Raw genomic sequence first — 17,312 nt, 5'->3', positions numbered from 1 at the left:
GATCATGCAGATTGTCGAAACCACCAACGAAGGCCTCAAGCGCGCCTACACCCTCACCATCACGGCCAAGGATATCGATGCCAAGATCGATGCCGAGGTGAAGAAGGTCGCCCCGCAGGTGCGCATGCCGGGTTTCCGCCCGGGCAAGGTGCCGGCCAACCTCGTGCGCAAGATGCACGGCGATGCCCTGCACGCCGACGTGCTGAACACCACGGTGCGCGAATCGGTAGACGGCCTGATCAAGGACAAGAAGCTGCGTCCCGCGCTTCAGCCCAAGGTGGAAATGGCCGACGGTTACGAGCAGGGCAAGGATGCCGAGCTGACCGTCGAAGTGGAAGTGCTGCCCGAGATCGAGGCACCCTCCGTCGATGGCCTGAAGCTGGAAAAGCTGACCGTGCCGGTTTCCGACGAGCAGATGAACGAGGCGCTGGAGCGCATCGCATCGGGCCAGAAGAGCTACAAGGACGCCGCCAAGACCAAGAAGGCCGCTGACGGCGACCAGCTGATCATCGATTTCGTCGGCAGCATCGACGGCGAGGAATTCGAAGGCGGCAAGGCGGAAGACGCTCCGCTGGTGATCGGCTCGGGCCAGTTCATCCCCGGTTTCGAGGAACAGCTGACCGGTGTGAAGACCGGTGACGAGAAGACCATCACCGTCACTTTCCCGGAAGACTATCCGGCAGAGCACCTGGCGGGCAAGGACGCGCAGTTCGCCGTCACTGTGAAGCAGGTGAAGGTCGAGACCGAGAGCAAGATCGACGACGAGTTCGCCAAGGGCCTCGGCCTCGAAAGCCTCGACAAGCTGAAGGAACTCATCAAGGGCCAGATCGAGCAGGAAAGCGCCGGTCTCACCCGCACGCAGATGAAGCGCCAGCTGCTCGACAAGCTGGCTGCAGACCACGATTTCGACGTGCCGCCGACCATGGTGGAAGCCGAGTTCGAACAGATCTGGAACCAGTTGCAGGCCGAAGCTGCCAAGGAAGAAGATCCCGAAGCCGCTCTGAAGGAAATCGAAGCCGAAAAGGACGATTACAAGCGTATTGCCGAGCGCCGCGTGCGCCTGGGCCTGCTACTGTCGGAAATCGGCCAGGCCAACGGCGTGGAAATCAGCCAGCAGGAAATGCAGATGCTGATCCAGCAGGCCGCCCAGCAGTATCGCCCGGAAGACCGCGAGCGGTTCATGGAATACGTGCGCAGCGAGCCGATGGCCCAGGCCCAGCTCCGCGCCCCGCTGTATGAAGACAAGGTCGTCGACTTTCTGTTCGACAAGGCCGAAGTGACCGAACGCGAAGTGACGCGCGAGGAACTGGAAGCCGCGATCGAGGCAGAGGAAGAGGCCGAAGCCGAAAAGGCGAAGAAGCCCGCCGCCAAGAAGAAGGCCCCGGCCAAGAAGGCTGCGGCCAAGAAGTCGGACGGCAAGAAGGACGCCGACGACAAGCCCGCCGCCAAGAAAGCCCCGGCGAAAAAGGCACCGGCAAAGAAGGCCGCGGCCAAGAAGGCGGACGATGCCGACGCCAAGCCTGCAGCGAAGAAGGCTCCTGCCAAGAAGGCACCGGCCAAGAAGCCCGCTGCAAAGAAGGCTCCGGCCAAGAAGGCTGCCGCCAAGAAGGACAGCTGAGATCTGGCCTGATTCCCTCCCCGTGCCCGCGGTACGGGGAGGATCGCCTTCCTTCTAGAAGTTGCCTGCTATGCTCAGGCGAAACGTCTGCCCGATATCCCGGCGGCGATCTTCCGTGAACAGCACCGGTGCTTCGCCACGCGGCCCGTCATAGACTGTCCGGATCAGTGTCGTGTTCGCGTCGAAAACGTTGCCGACGCGAAAACGCACCGTCGCGCCGAGCACGTCCTTGTGCTCGATGAATACCGCCCCGAAAGTACTGGGCGCGTGATCGAAGAAGACTTCCTCCACACGGTAGAACAAGGCCCGCTCGGTATCGCGGAAACTGAAGCCCCAGGCATAGTCGGTTTCGGGAATGTCATGGCGGAAATCGAGCAGGATCTCGAATGGGTTATTGCCGTCGAAGCGGCGGCTGAAGCCTTCCACCGGGTCTTCCAGCCGTGAGTCCTCGATATCCATCTGGATGTCCAGTTGCGCACCACGCCAACCCAGCGGCTCCAGTTCAAGCCGGCCCGTCAGGCTGGCGCCCGTGCGGCGGGCATCGGCGATATTGCCGCGCGCCTCTCCGCCGCCTGCCACCGGAACGATCAGCACCAGGTCCTCGATCCGCTCGTCGAACACGGTCAGCGTGGCCGAGCCCCACGCGCCGAAGTTCTTCGCCACTTCCACCGCGAAGTCCCAGTTCTGCTGCGGGCGCAGGGAATTGTTGCCCGCGTTCTGCTGGTCTTCGGTCAGGTTCACGCTGGCCAGGAAATCGCCGAAGTCCAGCTGCCCCACACGGCGCGCGATCTCCAGGTTGACGTCCAGACCCTCGGCAGGTGCCCAGGCCAGCGCCAGCGAGCCCTTGGGCCGCTGGAACGTGCGCGACAGGGCGTTGCTGCCGGTTTGCGATATCTCCGAGTATTCGCCCCCGCCCACCAGCTGCACGGACAGGTTGCCGGTGATCGGGAAGCCGACGCTCAGCAGGCCTTCGTAGCGATCCTCGCGCACGCCGCCGACGCCTTGCGGAAAATCCAGCTCGGCATATTGCCGGGCCACCGGATCGTAAGCGAACAGCCGCCCCACCTGGTCCAGCCGGTTGAAGGCCGCCTCGCCGGAAAGCTGCCAGTCCGCGCCCCACATGCCCCAGGTGTACTCTGCGCGGCCAATGCGTTCGCCCGTCTGCCTGTCCCTGGTGTACTGGGTGCCACTGGTCGGCAAAGTGCCGATGTCCAGCAGGGAGCGAGTGAGAAAATCGCCGTCCTCGAATGCCTCCAGCGCGATCAGCTTCAGGCGTCCGGGCCCGAAAGGAAACTCGATGTCCGCCCCGATTTCGTAGAACCATTCATCGTTGGTGGCGCGAAACCGTTCGAGGAAGGGGGCCAGTGGATTGCCCTCCACCCTGCGCTCGGTTTCCTCGCTGCGGAAAATTCCGTGGCCGCCGCTCAGATTGAGGTTCGCGGTCACTTCCGGTGAGACGGCGAACTGGAGACTGCCGCTGAGAGTCGGGCGATTGGAATCCCCCCACGAGGCATTGTTGCGTTCGTCCACCACGCCCAGCGCGTCGGTGAAGATCGCCGGGCCCTGCGAACCGCGATAGAAGGGGCTGTTTTCCAGCGCCACGGTGAAGTCGATCGGGCCCGTGCTGCCCGAAATCGAGACCTCGCCGTCGAACAGGTTGGGATTGGCGATGCCGGAGTAGACCTCCGGTCGCCACTCGAACTGTCCGGTCAGGCCACCCTGCTGGACGATGATGTTCGCCACCCGGCCCGACAGCCCCGGAATGTCCAGCGTCGCGCCGTCGACCACCTCGATGCGCACCACGTTGCCGACAGGAATGCGGGCCAGGGCCTCGGAGGTGCTGGTGGATTTGCTGGATATCCGTTCGCCGTTGATCAGCAGGTTGCCCTGCGCCTGTCCGAAGCCTCGGCTGCCGTCGCCACTATCGTCGATATCGAAGCCGGGGATCTCTTCCACCAGGTCAGCGGCGCTGCGCGGGGCGAAGCGTTCGAAATCGGCGGGAAAATAGACTTCACGCGCTGTCGCGCCGCGCCCCTCGCGCGCTGCCTGTTGCGGCGGCGCGGCGGCGGTTTCTGCATCGTCGGCCAAGGCCGGGGCCGACGGAAACAGAAGCGCCACGGCCAGCGCCTGCAAGGCGGCCCGTGGACAACGGATAGACACGCGAAAACCCTCCCAGATTGATTTTGTCCGGCGAGCTAGACCGAAATGCCCTCGAGGTAAAGCGGGACGGTCAATCGAGAAGGGCTATTGTCCGGGCGTGGGAGACCACGGTTCCCAGGGCGCGAAACGCGGTTCGGGGATCTCTGCCGTGCGTGCACGTTCGTAAGCTGCGCCCGCTTTCAGGATGGCGTGATCGTCCCACTGGCGACCGATGAAGGACAGGCCGACGGGCAAGCCCTCGATGTGGCCCATCGGCACGGTGAGATGCGGATAGCCCGCCACGGCGGCGAGGCTGCCGATGCCGATGCCACCGTTGAACTGGTCGCCAAGGATCAGGTCCACGTTCCACGCAGGTCCGCGCGTCGGCACCACCAGCAAGGCGACGTCGTTTGCGGCCAGCATCGCGTCGATGCCTTCCTCGCGCGCCAGCCGCCGCGACGTGGCGAGTGCCTCTTCATAGGCCTCGGTGTCGGTTGTTTCGAGCGCGGCTTCGAAAATCTCCTGCCCGAACCAGCGCATTTCGCGCTCGGCATTGGCTTCGTTGAACGCGATCAGGTCTTCGAGGGCGCGCACCGGAATGTCCGCCGGGCTGTCCTTCAGGTAGGCGTCGATATCGCGCTGGAATTCATGCAGCAGCACCGTGTATTCGGCCTCCCCCATTTCGCCGTTGGGCGTGAATTCCACGTCCACCAGTTCGGCCCCGGCCGCGCGCAGGTCTTCCAGCGCTTGCTCCCAGACCAGGCGCAGCGGTTCGAACCCGCCGTAGCGATTGCGCACCACGCCCACGCGCACGCCGTCGAGGGATGCATCGGCCAGCCCGACCGTGAAATCGCCGTAGTACTGGTCTGCCTGCGCGGTTGCAGGGTCGAGCGGATCGCTGCCCGCGATAGCCGTCAGCAGCAGGGCCGCATCGGGCACGCTGCGCGTCATCGGGCCGGCGGTGTCCTGGCTTTCACTGAGCGGCACCACGCGGGCGCGGCTGACCATGCCGACAGTGGGTTTGAAGCCGACCACGCCATTCACGCTGGCGGGGCAGGTGATGGAACCGTCCGTCTCCGTGCCGATGGCCGCCCAGGCAAAGCCCGCCGCCACCGCGGCGCCGCTGCCGCTGGACGAGCCGCAGGCGTTGCGATCGGTGGCATGGGGATTGCGCGTCTGACCGCCCACGCCGCTCCACCCGCTGGTGGAATTCGTGCTACGGAAATTGGCCCATTCGGAAAGGTTGGTCTTGCCCAGAACGACGCCGCCGTTGCGGCGCAAGTTGGCCACCAGCGGCGCGTCACGGCCCGTTGCGTTGTCTGCCAGCGCCAGCGAGCCTGCCGTCGTCGGCCATTCGCGCGCCTCGATATTGTCCTTCAACAGGACCGTGCGGCCTTCCAGCAGCGTATCGGGCACCTGCGGCGCTTCGAGCGCCGAGAAATCGGCGACGATGATGGAATTGAGGCGCTGGTCGAGATGGCGAATGTCGCCTTCCGAGCGGCCGGTCCACGGGTCGACCACCACCGGCTCGCGCAGAGCGCCTGTCGTGGCCTCGGCACGGGGGGCAATATCTTGCGCGGAGGCTGTGGCGGAGAGGAGTGCGGTGGCGGCGAGCAGCCCAAGCGTTGTTTTCATGCGCAACCTTTTGCGCTGCATTCCATCGCTCTGCAATACCCCGCCTCGCCTGGCGGAGCAAAGGACAGGCCAATCCCGAAAGTCACCGTTCGGGCGCAAATCGGTGCAGGCCCGGTCGATAGATCAGCGGCGATCGGGGATCGATCAACGGAATCTGAAGGTTGCTGCGCCATGCCCCTTGAACACGCGGGGTCTAGAGGCGACATAGGCCCTGAAACACGAGACAGAACTCGAGATAAGAGGACCACGCATGTTCGACCTGTTCGGCGACAACAAAGACCGTTTCACCACCGATCCCGTCACCGGCGCCCTGGTGCCCGTCGTCGTCGAATCGACCAGCCGCGGCGAACGCAGCTTCGACATCTTCAGCCGCCTGCTGCGCGAGCGCATCGTGTTCGTCACCGGCCAGGTGGAAGACAACATGGCCTCGCTGATCGTGGCCCAGTTGCTGTTCCTCGAATCCGAGAATTCGCAGGATATCTCCATGTACATCAACTCGCCCGGCGGCGTGGTGACGGCCGGCATGGCGATCCACGATACCATGCAGTACATCAAGCCGAAGGTGCGCACCGTGGTGGTGGGCCAGGCGGCTTCGATGGGCTCGTTCCTGCTGGCCGCGGGTGAGCCCGGCATGCGCGTGGCCCTGCCCAACGCCCGCGTCATGGTGCACCAGCCGAGCGGCGGCGCGCGCGGCATGGCGAGCGACATTGAGATCCAGGCACGCGAGATCCTGCGCATCCGCCAGCGGATGAACGATCTCTACGTGCAGTACACGGGCCAGAGCCTTTCCGATATCGAGAAGGCGATGGATCGCGACACTTTCCTCGAAGCCGAGGAAGCCAAGAAGTTCGGCATCGTGGATGCCGTTTTCGCCCATCGCCCGAAGGACGATGGCGAGCACGACCGCGACGGTAGCGGCGGCGCTCCCACGCCGGACAGCGAATAGGTGGGCGGCTCTCATGCGCGTTGATAGCCCGCATGGGAGTTGTAGCATTTTGGCAACCCTGAAGCTTCAGGCTGGCGCAAGCCGGGGATGATAGGGTTTCATTTGTTTGATATTCATCGTGCCTGCCCTAGATTGGCAGGCCGAATCCCGCGCTCACGCCTGTAAAAAGGCCACAGTTCGGGCGCACAGGACGAAAGTAATGACGAAATTGAGCGGAACCGACAGCAAAAGCACCCTCTACTGCAGCTTCTGCGGCAAGAGCCAGCACGAGGTTCGCAAGCTTATCGCAGGCCCCACGGTCTTCATTTGCGACGAATGCGTGGAGCTGTGCAACGACATCATTCGTGAAGAGGCCAAGAGCGGCCTTGGCGGACGCAAGGATGGCGGCGTACCTGCCCCCATCGATATCTGCGAAACGCTGAACGATTACGTGATCGGGCAGGATCGCGCCAAGCGCGTGCTCTCGGTCGCCGTGCACAACCACTACAAGCGCCTCAAGCACTCCGGCAAGGGCAACGACGTCGAACTGGCAAAGTCCAACATCCTGCTCGTCGGCCCCACCGGCAGCGGCAAGACCCTGCTGGCGCAGACGCTGGCGCGCACGTTCGACGTGCCCTTCACCATGGCTGACGCCACCACGCTGACCGAAGCGGGCTACGTGGGCGAGGACGTGGAGAACATCATCCTCAAGCTGCTGCAAAGCTCCGACTACAATGTCGAGAAGGCGCAGCAGGGCATCGTCTACATCGACGAGATCGACAAGATCACGCGCAAGGCGGAAAACCCCTCCATCACCCGCGACGTGTCGGGCGAAGGCGTCCAGCAGGCGCTGCTGAAGCTGATGGAAGGCACCACCGCCTCGGTGCCGCCGCAGGGCGGGCGCAAGCATCCGCAGCAGGAATTCCTGCAGGTGGACACCACCAACATCCTGTTCATCGTGGGCGGTGCCTTCGCCGGCCTGGAAAAGATCATCGGTGATCGCCTGCAGAAGCGTTCCATCGGCTTCGGTGCGAACGTGGAAGACCCCAGCAAGGCCAAGATCGGCGAAATGCTGGAGAAGTGCGAACCGGAAGACCTGCTGAAGTTCGGCCTGATCCCCGAATTCGTCGGTCGTCTGCCGGTGATCGCCACGCTGCACGATCTCGATACCGATGCGCTGGTGACGATCCTGAAGGAACCGAAGAACGCGCTCGTGAAGCAGTACGCCAAGCTGTTCGAGCTGGAAGACGTGGAACTCACCTTCACCGACGAGGCGCTGGAAGCCATCGCCAAGAAGGCGATTAAGCGCAAGACCGGCGCGCGTGGCCTGCGTTCCATCGTCGAGGGCCTGCTGCTCGATACCATGTTCGACCTTCCGAGCATGGACAACGTGACCGAAGTCGTGGTGGATGCCGACGTGGTGGAGGGCCGCAAGGAACCCGTCCGCGTGCTCGCCAACGACAACGGCAAGGGCAAGAAGGAAGCGGCAGCGTAATCGCCTGCCGCAACCAGCCTCCCACCCGGTTCTACCACTTTTCCGGAAAATCACGGGCGGTCCTTTCGGGCCGCCCTTCCGCGTGCCTGACGACCCGGCGCGCCTGACCTCCCCTGCACGGCGCAGGGGCAACCCCCACAAGGAGTTAAACTATGCCGACCAACAACGAACTCGCCGCCAAGATGCTGCGTGATGCCTCGATGTTCTTCCGCCAGGTAGGCGAACAGAACCCGCCCGTGGCCGATCAGATGAACCAGAACGCCGCCGTTTACGAACAGGTGGCCCAGCTGGTCGAAAGCGATCCCACCGGCGAAGTGCCGACGCAGGAGCCCACCGAGGGCGAACAGCAGCAGGGCGGTTGACCTGCCACGAAGGGCGGCCTTGAGGGCCGCCCTTTTTGTTTCAGCCTTCGTCGGCCCTGCGCCGCTTTCCCAGCGCGCGAAGCCGGTCGAGGCTTTCCTCCGGCAGCACCTCTCGCGGGTCGTAGTATCCTTCGAACTGCGGATTGTCGGTATCGAAGCGCACCCACGGCATCGCCTCCGCCGTGAAGATGGTCACATCGGGCGTGATGCTGCCCGGCTCGTCCAGAGACCCTGCACGAACGCCTGTCATCAGCCGCCCCAGCCGTCCGTAATGGCTGAACACGGCACTGCCGCAGTCCTTGCAGCGGACAATGGTGTGCGGCTCCCCGCTGCCGCCGGGCACGGAAAACTCCGCCAGATTGCCCGATAGCAGCTCGACGCGGTCGCTTTCCCAGAAGCCGTTCACGACGCCGGTGGAGCCGGTCTGCTGCTGGCACTGGCGACACAGGCAGTGGTGCACCATGATCGGCTCGCCCGCGATGCGATAGCGGGTCTTGCCGCAGGCGCAGCCGCCTTCGCGCACCGTGCCACCGCTCACCCGCAATCTTCCTTGCAATCCTCGAACGTGGTTTCGACCTGCAACGTGACGTGGCCAATGGCGTGGTGATGCTCCAGTGCGTGCGAGGCATCGCGCAGGAAAGCATCGCCGGGATGACCGCCCGGCATGACGAGGTGCGCGGTCAGCGCCGTCTCGGTGGTGCTCATCGGCCAGATGTGCACGTCGTGCACCGCCTCCACCCCCGGAAGGCCACGCAGGTAGGCGCGCACCTTGCAGTCGTCGATTGTGTCGGGCACGGCGAGCAGGCCCATCTTCACGCTGTCTTTCAGCAAGCCCCAGGTGCCCCAGGCGATCACCGCCACGATCACGAGGCTGACGATGGGGTCGATCACCACGTAACCTGTCATCAGGATCGCAACGCCCGCGATCACCACGCCTACCGATACCAATGCATCGGCGGCCATGTGCAGGAAAGCGCCGCGGATGTTCAGGTCGTGCTTTCGCCCACGCATGAACATCAGCGCGGTTGCCGTGTTGATGACGATGCCCACGCCCGCCACCCAGATCATCGTCCAGCCTTCCGGCTCGACGGGATCGATCAACCGGTCGATGGTCTCGATCAGGATCGCGCCTATGGCCACCAGCAGCAGCATGGCATTGGCGAAAGCGGCGAGGATCGTGGAGCTTTTCAGGCCATAGGTGAACCTATCCGAAGGCGGCTTCTTCGCCGCCACGCTGGCGCCCCAGGCGATCAGCAGCCCCAGCACGTCCGACAGGTTGTGCCCGGCATCGGCCACCAGCGCCATCGAGCCGGAGAGGAAGCCGAAGGTTGCCTCGACAACGACGAAAGCGGTGTTGAGCACGATGCCCACGGCAAAGGCGCGTCCGAAGTCGGCGGGCGCATGGGAGTGCCCGTGGCCATGCCCATGGCCGTGATCGTGCCCGTGCGAATGCGAATGCGCGTGAGAATGTCCTGACCCCATCGGCCTACTCGTAGACGCAGGAATCGAGGCCGTCACGCCTTACCACGCCAATTCGTGCTTCGATGGTATTCCCGTAGCGCGCTGTAAAGCCGCGCGGATTCACCGCCTCGCGCGTTTTCGGACTGGGAAGGACCGCAGCGATGCGACTGGCTTCGTCCGGCGACAGACGCGCGGCGGAATGGCCGAAATACCGCTGCGCCCCGCTTTCCACGCCGTAGGTGCCAAGCCCCGTTTCCGCGACGTTGAGATAGACCTCCATGATCCGCCGCTTGTCCCACAGGTTCTCGATCAGCACTGTGAAGTACGCCTCCAGCCCTTTGCGGAACCAGCCGCCCCCCTGCCACAGGAACACGTTCTTGGCGGTCTGCTGGCTGATCGTGGAGGCACCCCGCTGGCGTTCGCCCCGCGCGCGTTCCTCCAATGCCTGCTCGATGGCTTCTGTATCGAAGCCGTTGTGAGTGCAGAACTTGCCGTCCTCCGCCGCGATCACCGCGCTCACCATGTTGCGGTCGATGCGCGAAAGCGGCTCCCAGTCGCGCGTCACGCTGCGTTCGTCCATCAGCATGGTCGCGGTGTAGGTGACGGGCACGAAGCGCAGCAGGATCACCAGCGCGACGCTGATGATAACGAACCACAGGACGAACTTTGCAGTCCAGAGCAGGGCGCGGCGGATCATTGCCGTCCGAGCAACATCGACCAGTCGATCTGATCGACAAGGGGTCGCAGGATCGGCTCGGCAGCCTCGTTCTCGTAACTCGCACGCAATTTCACGACCCAGCTGGTATTTCGCGGACAGGCGACCCACGCTACCGAAGTGAGATCAGGATGGTCATGACCATAGGAACCGGCCGGAACGAGGAACCGTGCGAAGTACTGCTCCTGCCCGGCGAACGCCTTGCTCCATTGTGTATCGATATCCGCGCCAAGGTCTTTTGCACCCTTGTATTCCATGATCGGCTCGACCGTGGACGCGAAGCTATCGGAACAACTGCCGGAGCGCGGATAGACGTAGATCGTAACGGTTATTGGAGTAGGAAAACCGCTTTCCCGGTAACCAATGCTGATATCTTCGCCGCGATCGTCGAACTGATAGACGCGTTGCCGTGTGAAGCCATCCAGCGCGAGCGGGAATTCCACGCCTGCGCGCGAATGAACGAAGGGATCGGGCGCATTCGCGATCTCGCCCTGCGCCATCGCCGCCGTCGCTACGACGCCGCAACACGATGCGAGAAAGACAAGCACGAACCGCAGCATTTTGCTCATTTCCAATATCCCTTCCAGACCTGCGGCTTGCCAGAACTCGGAACAAAGAAAAAGGGCCAGGCTGCATGGCCCGGCCCCTTTCGGTGTCGCACTGGTTACGACGGTATGTTTACGCGGCTTGCGGCATCAGCCGTTCGCTGGCGATGCGCTGCATGGCCTTCTGCAGCTTCTCGAACGCGCGCACTTCGATCTGGCGAATGCGTTCGCGGCTGACGTCGTAGACCTGAGACAGCTCTTCCAGCGTCTGCGGGTTCTCGGTCAGGCGGCGCTCGGTCAGGATGTGCTGCTCACGCTCGTTGAGCGCGCCCATCGCTTCCACCAGCATTTCGCGGCGCACGTCGGCTTCCTCAGCATCGGCCACGATGGTGTCCTGCAGCGGACGGTCGTCCGTCAGCCAGTCCATCCATTCGCCGCTGCCTTCCTCGCCATTGCGCATCGGCGTGTTGAGCGAGCCGTCGCCGCCCATCATCATCCGGCGGTTCATGTTGACCACTTCCTGCTCCGGCACGCCCAGATCGGTAGCGATCTTGGTGACGTCTTCCGGCGACAGGTCGGAGTCTTCATAAGCCTCCAGCTGCTTTTTCATGCGGCGAAGGTTGAAAAACAGCTTCTTCTGCGCGGCCGTGGTGCCCATCTTCACGAGGCTCCAGCTACGCAGGATGAATTCCTGGATGCTGGCCTTGATCCACCACATGGCATAGGTCGCCAGGCGGAAACCGCGATCAGGCTCGAACTTCTTCACGCCCTGCATCAGGCCGACGTTGCCTTCGGAAATGAGATCCGAAACGGGCAGGCCATAGCCGCGATAACCCATGGCAATCTTCGCCACGAGCCGCAGGTGGCTCTGCACGAGCTGGGCTGCTGCATCGGGGTCTTCGTGCTCTTCATAACGCTTGGCGAGCATGTATTCCTGCTCGGGCGTCAGCACGGGGAATTTCTTGATTTCCGACAGGTAGCGGTTGAGTCCCTGCTCACCGCCGAGTGCCGGCACCGTGGGTCGATTGTTACTCACTATGTCCCAAACCTTTCTTCTTTGTCGACCACTCGTATCGGGCCCCTTCTGGGCACCCGGTCTTAGCGGTCACATTGGGTGCAACTCTCTTATAGCGCACCACGGGCCGATATAGGGTGCATTTCATCGATTGGAATGACCTGTTTGGTCGATCAGTTCCCGCATATCGGCCGGTAATTCGCTGGAAAACGACAGGGCGTTAACGGTGACGGGATGGATGAAACCGAGTCGCGCGGCGTGAAGAGCCTGGCGCTCGAAACCCAGGGCCTTGATAACAGGCCGTAAAGCGGCTGGAGTGCGTCCGTACACAGGATCTCCTATTAACGCATGACCGATTGACGCAAGGTGAACCCTGACCTGGTGGGTTCGCCCGGTTTCGAGGCGGCATTCGATAAGCGAACAATGATCCAGGCGCTCCAGCGTACGATAGTGGGTGACAGCGTGTTTCCCGCGCTTCGAATCGTCGGGCAGAACGGCCATTTTCTTGCGATCCCGGTCGCTGCGCCCGAGTCGCGCGTTCAGCGTGCCGGAAGACGGGTTGGGATGCCCGCCGCACACGGCGAGGTAGGCCCGTTCCAGCGAGTGATCGGCAAACTGCTTCGCCAGCCCCTCGTGGGCCGCGTCGCTTTTGGCGACCACCAGCAGGCCGGAGGTATCCTTGTCGATCCGGTGAACGATGCCGGGCCGCACTACGCCGCCGATGCCGGAAAGCTGGCCCCGGCAGTGGTGGAGCAAAGCGTTTACCAGCGTACCGTCGGGATTGCCCGCTGCGGGATGGACGACCATCCCGGCAGGCTTGTCGACCACGATCAGGTGCTCGTCCTCGTACACCACCTCGATGGGGATATCCTGTGGAACAGCCTGTGGATTACTTGGGGGCGGCAAGTGGATAGAAAAGCTCGAGCCCGCTTGAACTTTGGTGCTGGCGCTGGTGACGGGCTTGCCGTCCACCTCCACCTTTCCCTCTGCAATCAGGGACTTGATCCGTTCTCGCGACAGATCGGCCACTTCCGCCAGCGCCTTGTCCAGCCGGGTGGCGCTGTGGATAGTCCCGGTGAGTGTTTCCGTGTCTGTTCGCGGCTTGGACATGCTAGGGCAATGGGCAATGGAACTCGTGGTGACAAGAGCGGTAATCGCATTGCTTCGCGGAGAGGCAAAGCGCGCCTATCCAAATGAATGCTGCGGCATCCTGCTGGGCGATGATGCAGGCATCACTAATGCACTGCCCGCCCGCAACGTGCATCCCTCCCCGCGAACGCATTTCGAGATCGATCCGCAGGCGCTGGTCGATGCGCATCGCGCAGCGCGATCAGCCGGTCCCCAGGTGCTGGGCTACTACCACTCGCACCCCGCAGGACCGCCATATCCCTCGTCTACCGACCGCGCCGAGGCCGCGCATGACGGCAAGGTGTGGGCCATCGTGTGCGAAGATGCGATTGGCTGGTGGCGCGATGCGCCAGACGGTTTTACGGAGCTTCCCTACCCGGCTCTGCGCGCCTAGATACGCGCCCATGCCTCGCCCACTCAGCCGCATTGTCGCACTTTTTGACAAGTGCGGGTGGCAGCGTAGAAATTTTGCCCTAGGACTGTGTTCCAGGTGTTCCACATTAACGCCAGACCAAGGCCACGAACTGATCAAATGACCTCCTCCCTCGATCTCGCTTCCCTGCTCTGCTCCCGCCTATGTCACGATATGCTCAGCCCCGTCGGCGCGCTGAACAACGGGCTGGAACTGCTCGCGGACGAGAAGGACCCGGCGATGCGCCAGCGCTGCCTCGACCTGCTGGAACAGAGCGCGCGCATCTCCGCCAACAAGCTCAAGTTCTTCCGCCTGGCCTACGGCGCGGCAGGAGGTTTCGGAGAGCAGGTGCCGGTTGAGGAACCGCACGAACTGCTCACCTCGCTGACCTCGGCGGACGAGCGACTGACACTCGACTGGGCGGTGAGCGAGCAGACACTGTCCAAGCCCGCGATCAAGGTGCTGCTGAACCTTGCCGCCATGGGCCTCGATTCGCTGGTTCGGGGCGGAACGCTGGCCGTGGGTGCGGAACGCAGTGGCGGCCAGACCGAGATCGCCATCCGCGCCAGCGGCCCGCGCGTCGCTTTCGACGAGAACATCGGCAAGGCACTGGACGGTTCGCTCGCGGCGGACGAGCTTTCGGGCCGCACCGCTCCTGCCCATCTCATCCGCCTGATCGTCGAGCGTGACGGCGGCGCGGTGCAGTATCACCATGGCAAGGAAGCGCTGGTGCTGGGCGCCATGCTGCCCGACCCGGAGGACATGATCGGTTGACCGACCCGCTTGTCCACCGGGAACAGCCCTCGCCCAATTTCAACGAGCGACAGCTGCCGATCTCGATGGTCGTGCTGCACTACACCGACATGAAGCCGGTCGAGGCCGCGCTGGAAAAGATGTGCGACCCGGAGGCCGAGGTCTCGGCGCACTACTGCATCACCGAGGAAGGCGAGGTCATCCGCCTCGTTCCGGAAGACAAGCGCGCCTGGCACGCCGGGGTTTCCTACTGGCGCGGCCACAAGGACGTGAACTCCGCCAGCATCGGGATCGAACTGGACCACCCCGGCCACGCGTTGGGCTATCGCGGCTTTGCCGATGCGCAGATCGAGGCGCTGGTGCCGCTGCTGCACCGGATCGTGAAGGCCTACGACATTCCGCGGGCCAACGTGGTGGGCCATTCCGACGTCTCGCCGCTACGCAAGCTGGATCCAGGCGAACTGTTCCCCTGGGAAAGGCTGGCCGAATACGGACTGTGCCTGCCGCGCCCGGACAAGCTGTCGCCCGACCCCGTGTTCGATAACGACGCCGCGTTCTACCTCGCGCTGGAGCGATTTGGTTACGACATCACCGACGGGCGCAAGGCGGCGGAAGCCTTCCAGCGCCGCTGGCGGCCGGAACGGATCGACGGTGTGATCGACGGCGAGGTGCGCGCGATCCTGTTCCAGCTCCTGCTGGATCGCGATCGCGGCCACACCCGCTGAATCACGGACTTCCCTACCGCGTTACGCACGCCTATATCGCTGATCGCCGGGGAGCCGGGCAGCCGCGTGGCCTTCGGGTCTCGAGGAAAGTCCGGGCTCCACGAAACAAGGGTGGCGGGTAACGCCCGCCGCGGGCAACCGCAGGGAAAGTGCCACAGAGAGCAAACCGCCGATGGCTGCCTTGCAGCACAGGCAAGGGTGAAAGGGTGCGGTAAGGGCGCACCGGGGGACCGGTAACGGTTCCCGTCATGGCAAACCCCACCCGGAGCAAGACCGCATAGGGGTCTCGCGCCTCTCCGGAGGCAGGAGCGTTTCGCTCCCATGAGATCCGGGTTGGTCGCTGGAGCGGTCGGAGCAATCCGCCGCGTAAGATGAATGGCTGCCGCCGCGCACGCTTGTCGGAAACGATACCGGTCGCGGGACAGAACCCGGCTTACAGGCTCCCCGGCAATTTTATTGGGTCTGCAATTCCTTCGTGATGGAGATGTTGCCTTCCCCATCATCGACAGCATTGATGTATCGGCGATCGCTGCCCTCCAGCACCAGGGCCGTCAGCCGCCCGTGGCAATAGGCGCCGGTATCGATGCCGATACGGTTGCCCTGATCCTCGGGAGCCTGCGTGATCGTATGGCCGTGGACAACCACCGCATCGTGCGGTTCCCGGTGGCTGAGAAAAGGCTCGCGAATCCAGCGCAGTTTGGAAACATCCTGTTCATCCAGCGGGCGCCCCGGCTCGACCCCGGCGTGGACGAAGACGTAATCGCCGATCGTCACCACGTTCTCGAAGCCGGCGATGAAATCGATATCCGCCTGGGGCACCAGACTGATCATCGACTCCTGCAATTCCTCAAGATCGGAACGTGAATATTCGCGCTTGTCGAGACCGTAGCTGAGCAGGGTTTCCTTTCCGCCATGGCGCAGGAAATGGCGCATCATGTCGACGCTGTCGAAGCTGCGCAGGAACATTTCCTCGTGATTGCCGGCAAGGATGCGGACAGTGCGGAACTTCTGCCATTCCCTGGCCAGCGCCAGCACGTTCATGCTGTCCGGGCCGCGATCGACGAGGTCGCCAAGCAGGACGACGGTGGTTTCCGCAACCCCGCTCTCGCGGTTGTCGATCTCGATGGCTTCGATCAGCGCAATCAGCAGGTCGCTGCGACCATGAATGTCGCCCACGGCATACACGCGCTGCCCCTCGGGCACGCTGGCCTCGATTTGCGGCAGCCGGGGCTCCGCTTTCCTGGATCGAAAGAATTGAAACATGCTCAACTTGTCTTGCTCACATAGTGATAACGCACAGTCACGCAATCGGTAGGTATGCATCGTGCACATCCTATGCCGAAGCTGTCGCGGCGCTGAATGTGATGCCAAAATCACACAGTCGAGAAGCGCAAATGACACGCTGTGCAATTTTCCTTGTGCAATGCACAATGGCTATGCAAGATAGCAGTGCTTTCGCGGCGAATTGGCGCACTAATAGATGCCAACACGCGAACGGCGCAGGTGGGACGAAGCATTAGTTCACCACAAGCAATTGAGGAAATTGCCCATGCTTACGTCCGTCCGCAGTCTTACGGCTGCTTCTGTTTTTGCACTTTCCGCTGCCTTTGCAGCTCCTGCCATGGCGCAGGATGGAGATATTGGCGTCGAGGTATCGGCCAATGTCGCGATGGTCAGCGAATACCGCTTCCGCGGTGTCGACCTGTCGGGTGGCGAATTCGCCATTCAGGGCGGTGTCGATGTCGGCCTGCCCGCTGGCTTCTATGTCGGCACCTGGGCCTCGTCGCTTGATGAGCAGACTGTCGGCTACGGCAGCACCGAGCTTGACATCTATGGCGGCTGGGCCGGCGAATTCGGCAACATCACCACCGATGTCGGTGTGATCATGTACATCTATCCCGATGCCGGTGCCGGCGACTTCGACTACATCGAGTTCTACGGCTCGGTCGGCGCGGGCCTGGGCCCGGCTGACGTGACCGTCGGCATTGCCTATGCGCCCGACCAGGATTCGCTTGGCGGCACCGACAACTTCTACATCTATGCCGATGCCGGCGTGGGTATCCCGGGTACGCCCGTCAGCCTCTCGGGTCACGTTGGTTATACCGACGGCTTCCTGACCTTCACGACCGATGCCGAAGCCATCGACTGGTCGCTGGGCGCGTCCGTCGCAGTGCCTGGCACCCCGCTGGAGCTCGGCGTCGCCTACATCGGCGTCGAAGGCGATGCCCTGGTCGATCCGGGCGGCGTCTTCACCGACGATGCGGTGGTCTTCACCGTGTCGGCCAGCATCTAACACTCAAATCGCGTAAAGCGAGGAACGGGAAGGCTCGTACCGGCAACGGTGCGGGCCTTCTCTTCGTTTGCTGCGAGAAACAATGCGAGAG

17 protein-coding genes and 1 other RNA gene are annotated in these 17,312 nt (G+C 63.2%); 9 read left to right on the top strand and 9 right to left on the bottom strand.

Annotated elements, in window-relative coordinates; all coding sequences use genetic code 11:
- Nucleotides 1-4 precede the first annotated feature (4 nt).
- A complete protein-coding gene (gene tig / locus ABFX23_RS15640) occupies nucleotides 5-1,618 on the top strand; it encodes a trigger factor (protein WP_346033912.1) in 1,614 nt (537 codons plus the stop codon).
- Nucleotides 1,619-1,672: 54 nt separating this feature from the next.
- Here tig and ABFX23_RS15635 read toward each other — a convergent pair whose 3' ends face one another.
- Together ABFX23_RS15635 and ABFX23_RS15630 are read right to left on the bottom strand one after the other, a co-directional pair.
- The gene (locus ABFX23_RS15635) at nucleotides 1,673-3,706 is read right to left on the bottom strand and encodes a TonB-dependent receptor plug domain-containing protein (RefSeq protein ID WP_346033911.1); all 2,034 of its coding nucleotides are present in this window, start codon (nucleotides 3,704-3,706) and stop codon (nucleotides 1,673-1,675) included.
- Between the two features lie 156 nt (nucleotides 3,707-3,862).
- Nucleotides 3,863-5,392 carry an amidase gene (locus ABFX23_RS15630; protein WP_346033910.1) on the bottom strand — a complete coding sequence of 510 codons (1,530 nt, stop codon included), beginning with the start codon at nucleotides 5,390-5,392 and terminating at the stop codon, nucleotides 3,863-3,865.
- A 250-nt stretch (nucleotides 5,393-5,642) separates the two neighbouring features.
- Between ABFX23_RS15630 and ABFX23_RS15625 the strand changes: the two genes are divergently transcribed.
- The 3 genes from ABFX23_RS15625 to ABFX23_RS15615 all read left to right on the top strand — a co-directional run bounded on the left by ABFX23_RS15625 (nucleotide 5,643) and on the right by ABFX23_RS15615 (nucleotide 8,174).
- Nucleotides 5,643-6,338 carry an ATP-dependent Clp protease proteolytic subunit gene (locus tag ABFX23_RS15625; protein WP_346033909.1) on the top strand — a complete coding sequence of 232 codons (696 nt, stop codon included), beginning with the start codon at nucleotides 5,643-5,645 and terminating at the stop codon, nucleotides 6,336-6,338.
- Nucleotides 6,339-6,537: 199 nt separating this feature from the next.
- Nucleotides 6,538-7,812 carry an ATP-dependent Clp protease ATP-binding subunit ClpX gene (gene clpX / locus ABFX23_RS15620; RefSeq protein WP_120076921.1) on the top strand — a complete coding sequence of 425 codons (1,275 nt, stop codon included), beginning with the start codon at nucleotides 6,538-6,540 and terminating at the stop codon, nucleotides 7,810-7,812.
- 152 nt (nucleotides 7,813-7,964) lie between these two features.
- Nucleotides 7,965-8,174: a hypothetical protein gene (locus ABFX23_RS15615; protein WP_346033908.1), complete on the top strand. Its 210-nt coding sequence runs from the start codon at nucleotides 7,965-7,967 to the stop codon at nucleotides 8,172-8,174.
- Nucleotides 8,175-8,214: 40 nt separating this feature from the next.
- Here ABFX23_RS15615 and ABFX23_RS15610 read toward each other — a convergent pair whose 3' ends face one another.
- From ABFX23_RS15610 to ABFX23_RS15585, 6 genes are all read right to left on the bottom strand, one after another.
- The gene (locus ABFX23_RS15610; protein ID WP_346033907.1) at nucleotides 8,215-8,712 is read right to left on the bottom strand and encodes a GFA family protein; all 498 of its coding nucleotides are present in this window, start codon (nucleotides 8,710-8,712) and stop codon (nucleotides 8,215-8,217) included.
- Entirely contained in the window at nucleotides 8,709-9,656 is a 948-nt protein-coding gene (locus ABFX23_RS15605) for a cation diffusion facilitator family transporter (RefSeq protein WP_346033906.1), read from the bottom strand. The genes ABFX23_RS15610 and ABFX23_RS15605 overlap by 4 nt, the downstream gene beginning before the upstream one ends.
- A 4-nt stretch (nucleotides 9,657-9,660) precedes the next feature.
- A complete protein-coding gene (mtgA, locus tag ABFX23_RS15600) occupies nucleotides 9,661-10,332 on the bottom strand; it encodes a monofunctional biosynthetic peptidoglycan transglycosylase (protein WP_346033905.1) in 672 nt (223 codons plus the stop codon).
- Complete coding sequence (locus ABFX23_RS15595; protein WP_346033904.1) at nucleotides 10,329-10,919, bottom strand: hypothetical protein; 591 nt, start codon at nucleotides 10,917-10,919, stop codon at nucleotides 10,329-10,331. The genes mtgA and ABFX23_RS15595 overlap by 4 nt, the downstream gene beginning before the upstream one ends.
- 109 nt (nucleotides 10,920-11,028) lie before the next feature.
- Nucleotides 11,029-11,931 (bottom strand): RNA polymerase sigma factor RpoH, encoded by a 903-nt coding sequence (gene rpoH / locus ABFX23_RS15590; RefSeq protein WP_205689452.1) that lies wholly within the window; start codon nucleotides 11,929-11,931, stop codon nucleotides 11,029-11,031.
- Nucleotides 11,932-12,054: 123 nt separating this feature from the next.
- On the bottom strand, nucleotides 12,055-13,020 hold the full coding sequence (locus tag ABFX23_RS15585; RefSeq protein WP_346033903.1) for an RluA family pseudouridine synthase: 966 nt from the start codon (nucleotides 13,018-13,020) through the stop codon (nucleotides 12,055-12,057).
- A gap of 16 nt (nucleotides 13,021-13,036) precedes the next feature.
- Between ABFX23_RS15585 and ABFX23_RS15580 the strand changes: the two genes are divergently transcribed.
- The 4 genes from ABFX23_RS15580 to rnpB all read left to right on the top strand — a co-directional run bounded on the left by ABFX23_RS15580 (nucleotide 13,037) and on the right by rnpB (nucleotide 15,380).
- Nucleotides 13,037-13,432 (top strand): M67 family metallopeptidase, encoded by a 396-nt coding sequence (locus tag ABFX23_RS15580; protein WP_346033902.1) that lies wholly within the window; start codon nucleotides 13,037-13,039, stop codon nucleotides 13,430-13,432.
- Between the two features lie 138 nt (nucleotides 13,433-13,570).
- A complete protein-coding gene (locus ABFX23_RS15575; RefSeq protein ID WP_346033901.1) occupies nucleotides 13,571-14,224 on the top strand; it encodes a histidine phosphotransferase family protein in 654 nt (217 codons plus the stop codon).
- Nucleotides 14,221-14,928, top strand: coding sequence for an N-acetylmuramoyl-L-alanine amidase (locus tag ABFX23_RS15570; RefSeq protein ID WP_346033900.1), 708 nt, complete (start codon nucleotides 14,221-14,223; stop codon nucleotides 14,926-14,928). Before ABFX23_RS15575 ends, ABFX23_RS15570 begins: the two co-directional genes overlap by 4 nt.
- 46 nt (nucleotides 14,929-14,974) lie before the next feature.
- An RNA gene (rnpB, locus tag ABFX23_RS15565) (RNase P RNA component class A) lies at nucleotides 14,975-15,380 on the top strand.
- A 1-nt stretch (nucleotide 15,381) separates the two neighbouring features.
- Here rnpB and ABFX23_RS15560 read toward each other — a convergent pair.
- Entirely contained in the window at nucleotides 15,382-16,191 is an 810-nt protein-coding gene (locus ABFX23_RS15560; RefSeq protein WP_346034037.1) for a metallophosphoesterase family protein, read from the bottom strand.
- A gap of 286 nt (nucleotides 16,192-16,477) precedes the next feature.
- Here ABFX23_RS15560 and ABFX23_RS15555 point away from each other — a divergent pair, with 286 nt between their 5' ends.
- Nucleotides 16,478-17,221, top strand: coding sequence for a TorF family putative porin (locus ABFX23_RS15555; protein WP_346033899.1), 744 nt, complete (start codon nucleotides 16,478-16,480; stop codon nucleotides 17,219-17,221).
- Nucleotides 17,222-17,312 lie beyond the last annotated feature (91 nt).

The organism is Erythrobacter westpacificensis, assembly GCF_039542285.1.
Classification (GTDB): domain Bacteria; phylum Pseudomonadota; class Alphaproteobacteria; order Sphingomonadales; family Sphingomonadaceae; genus Alteraurantiacibacter; species Alteraurantiacibacter westpacificensis.
This window is presented reverse-complemented; position numbering and strand designations above follow the sequence as displayed.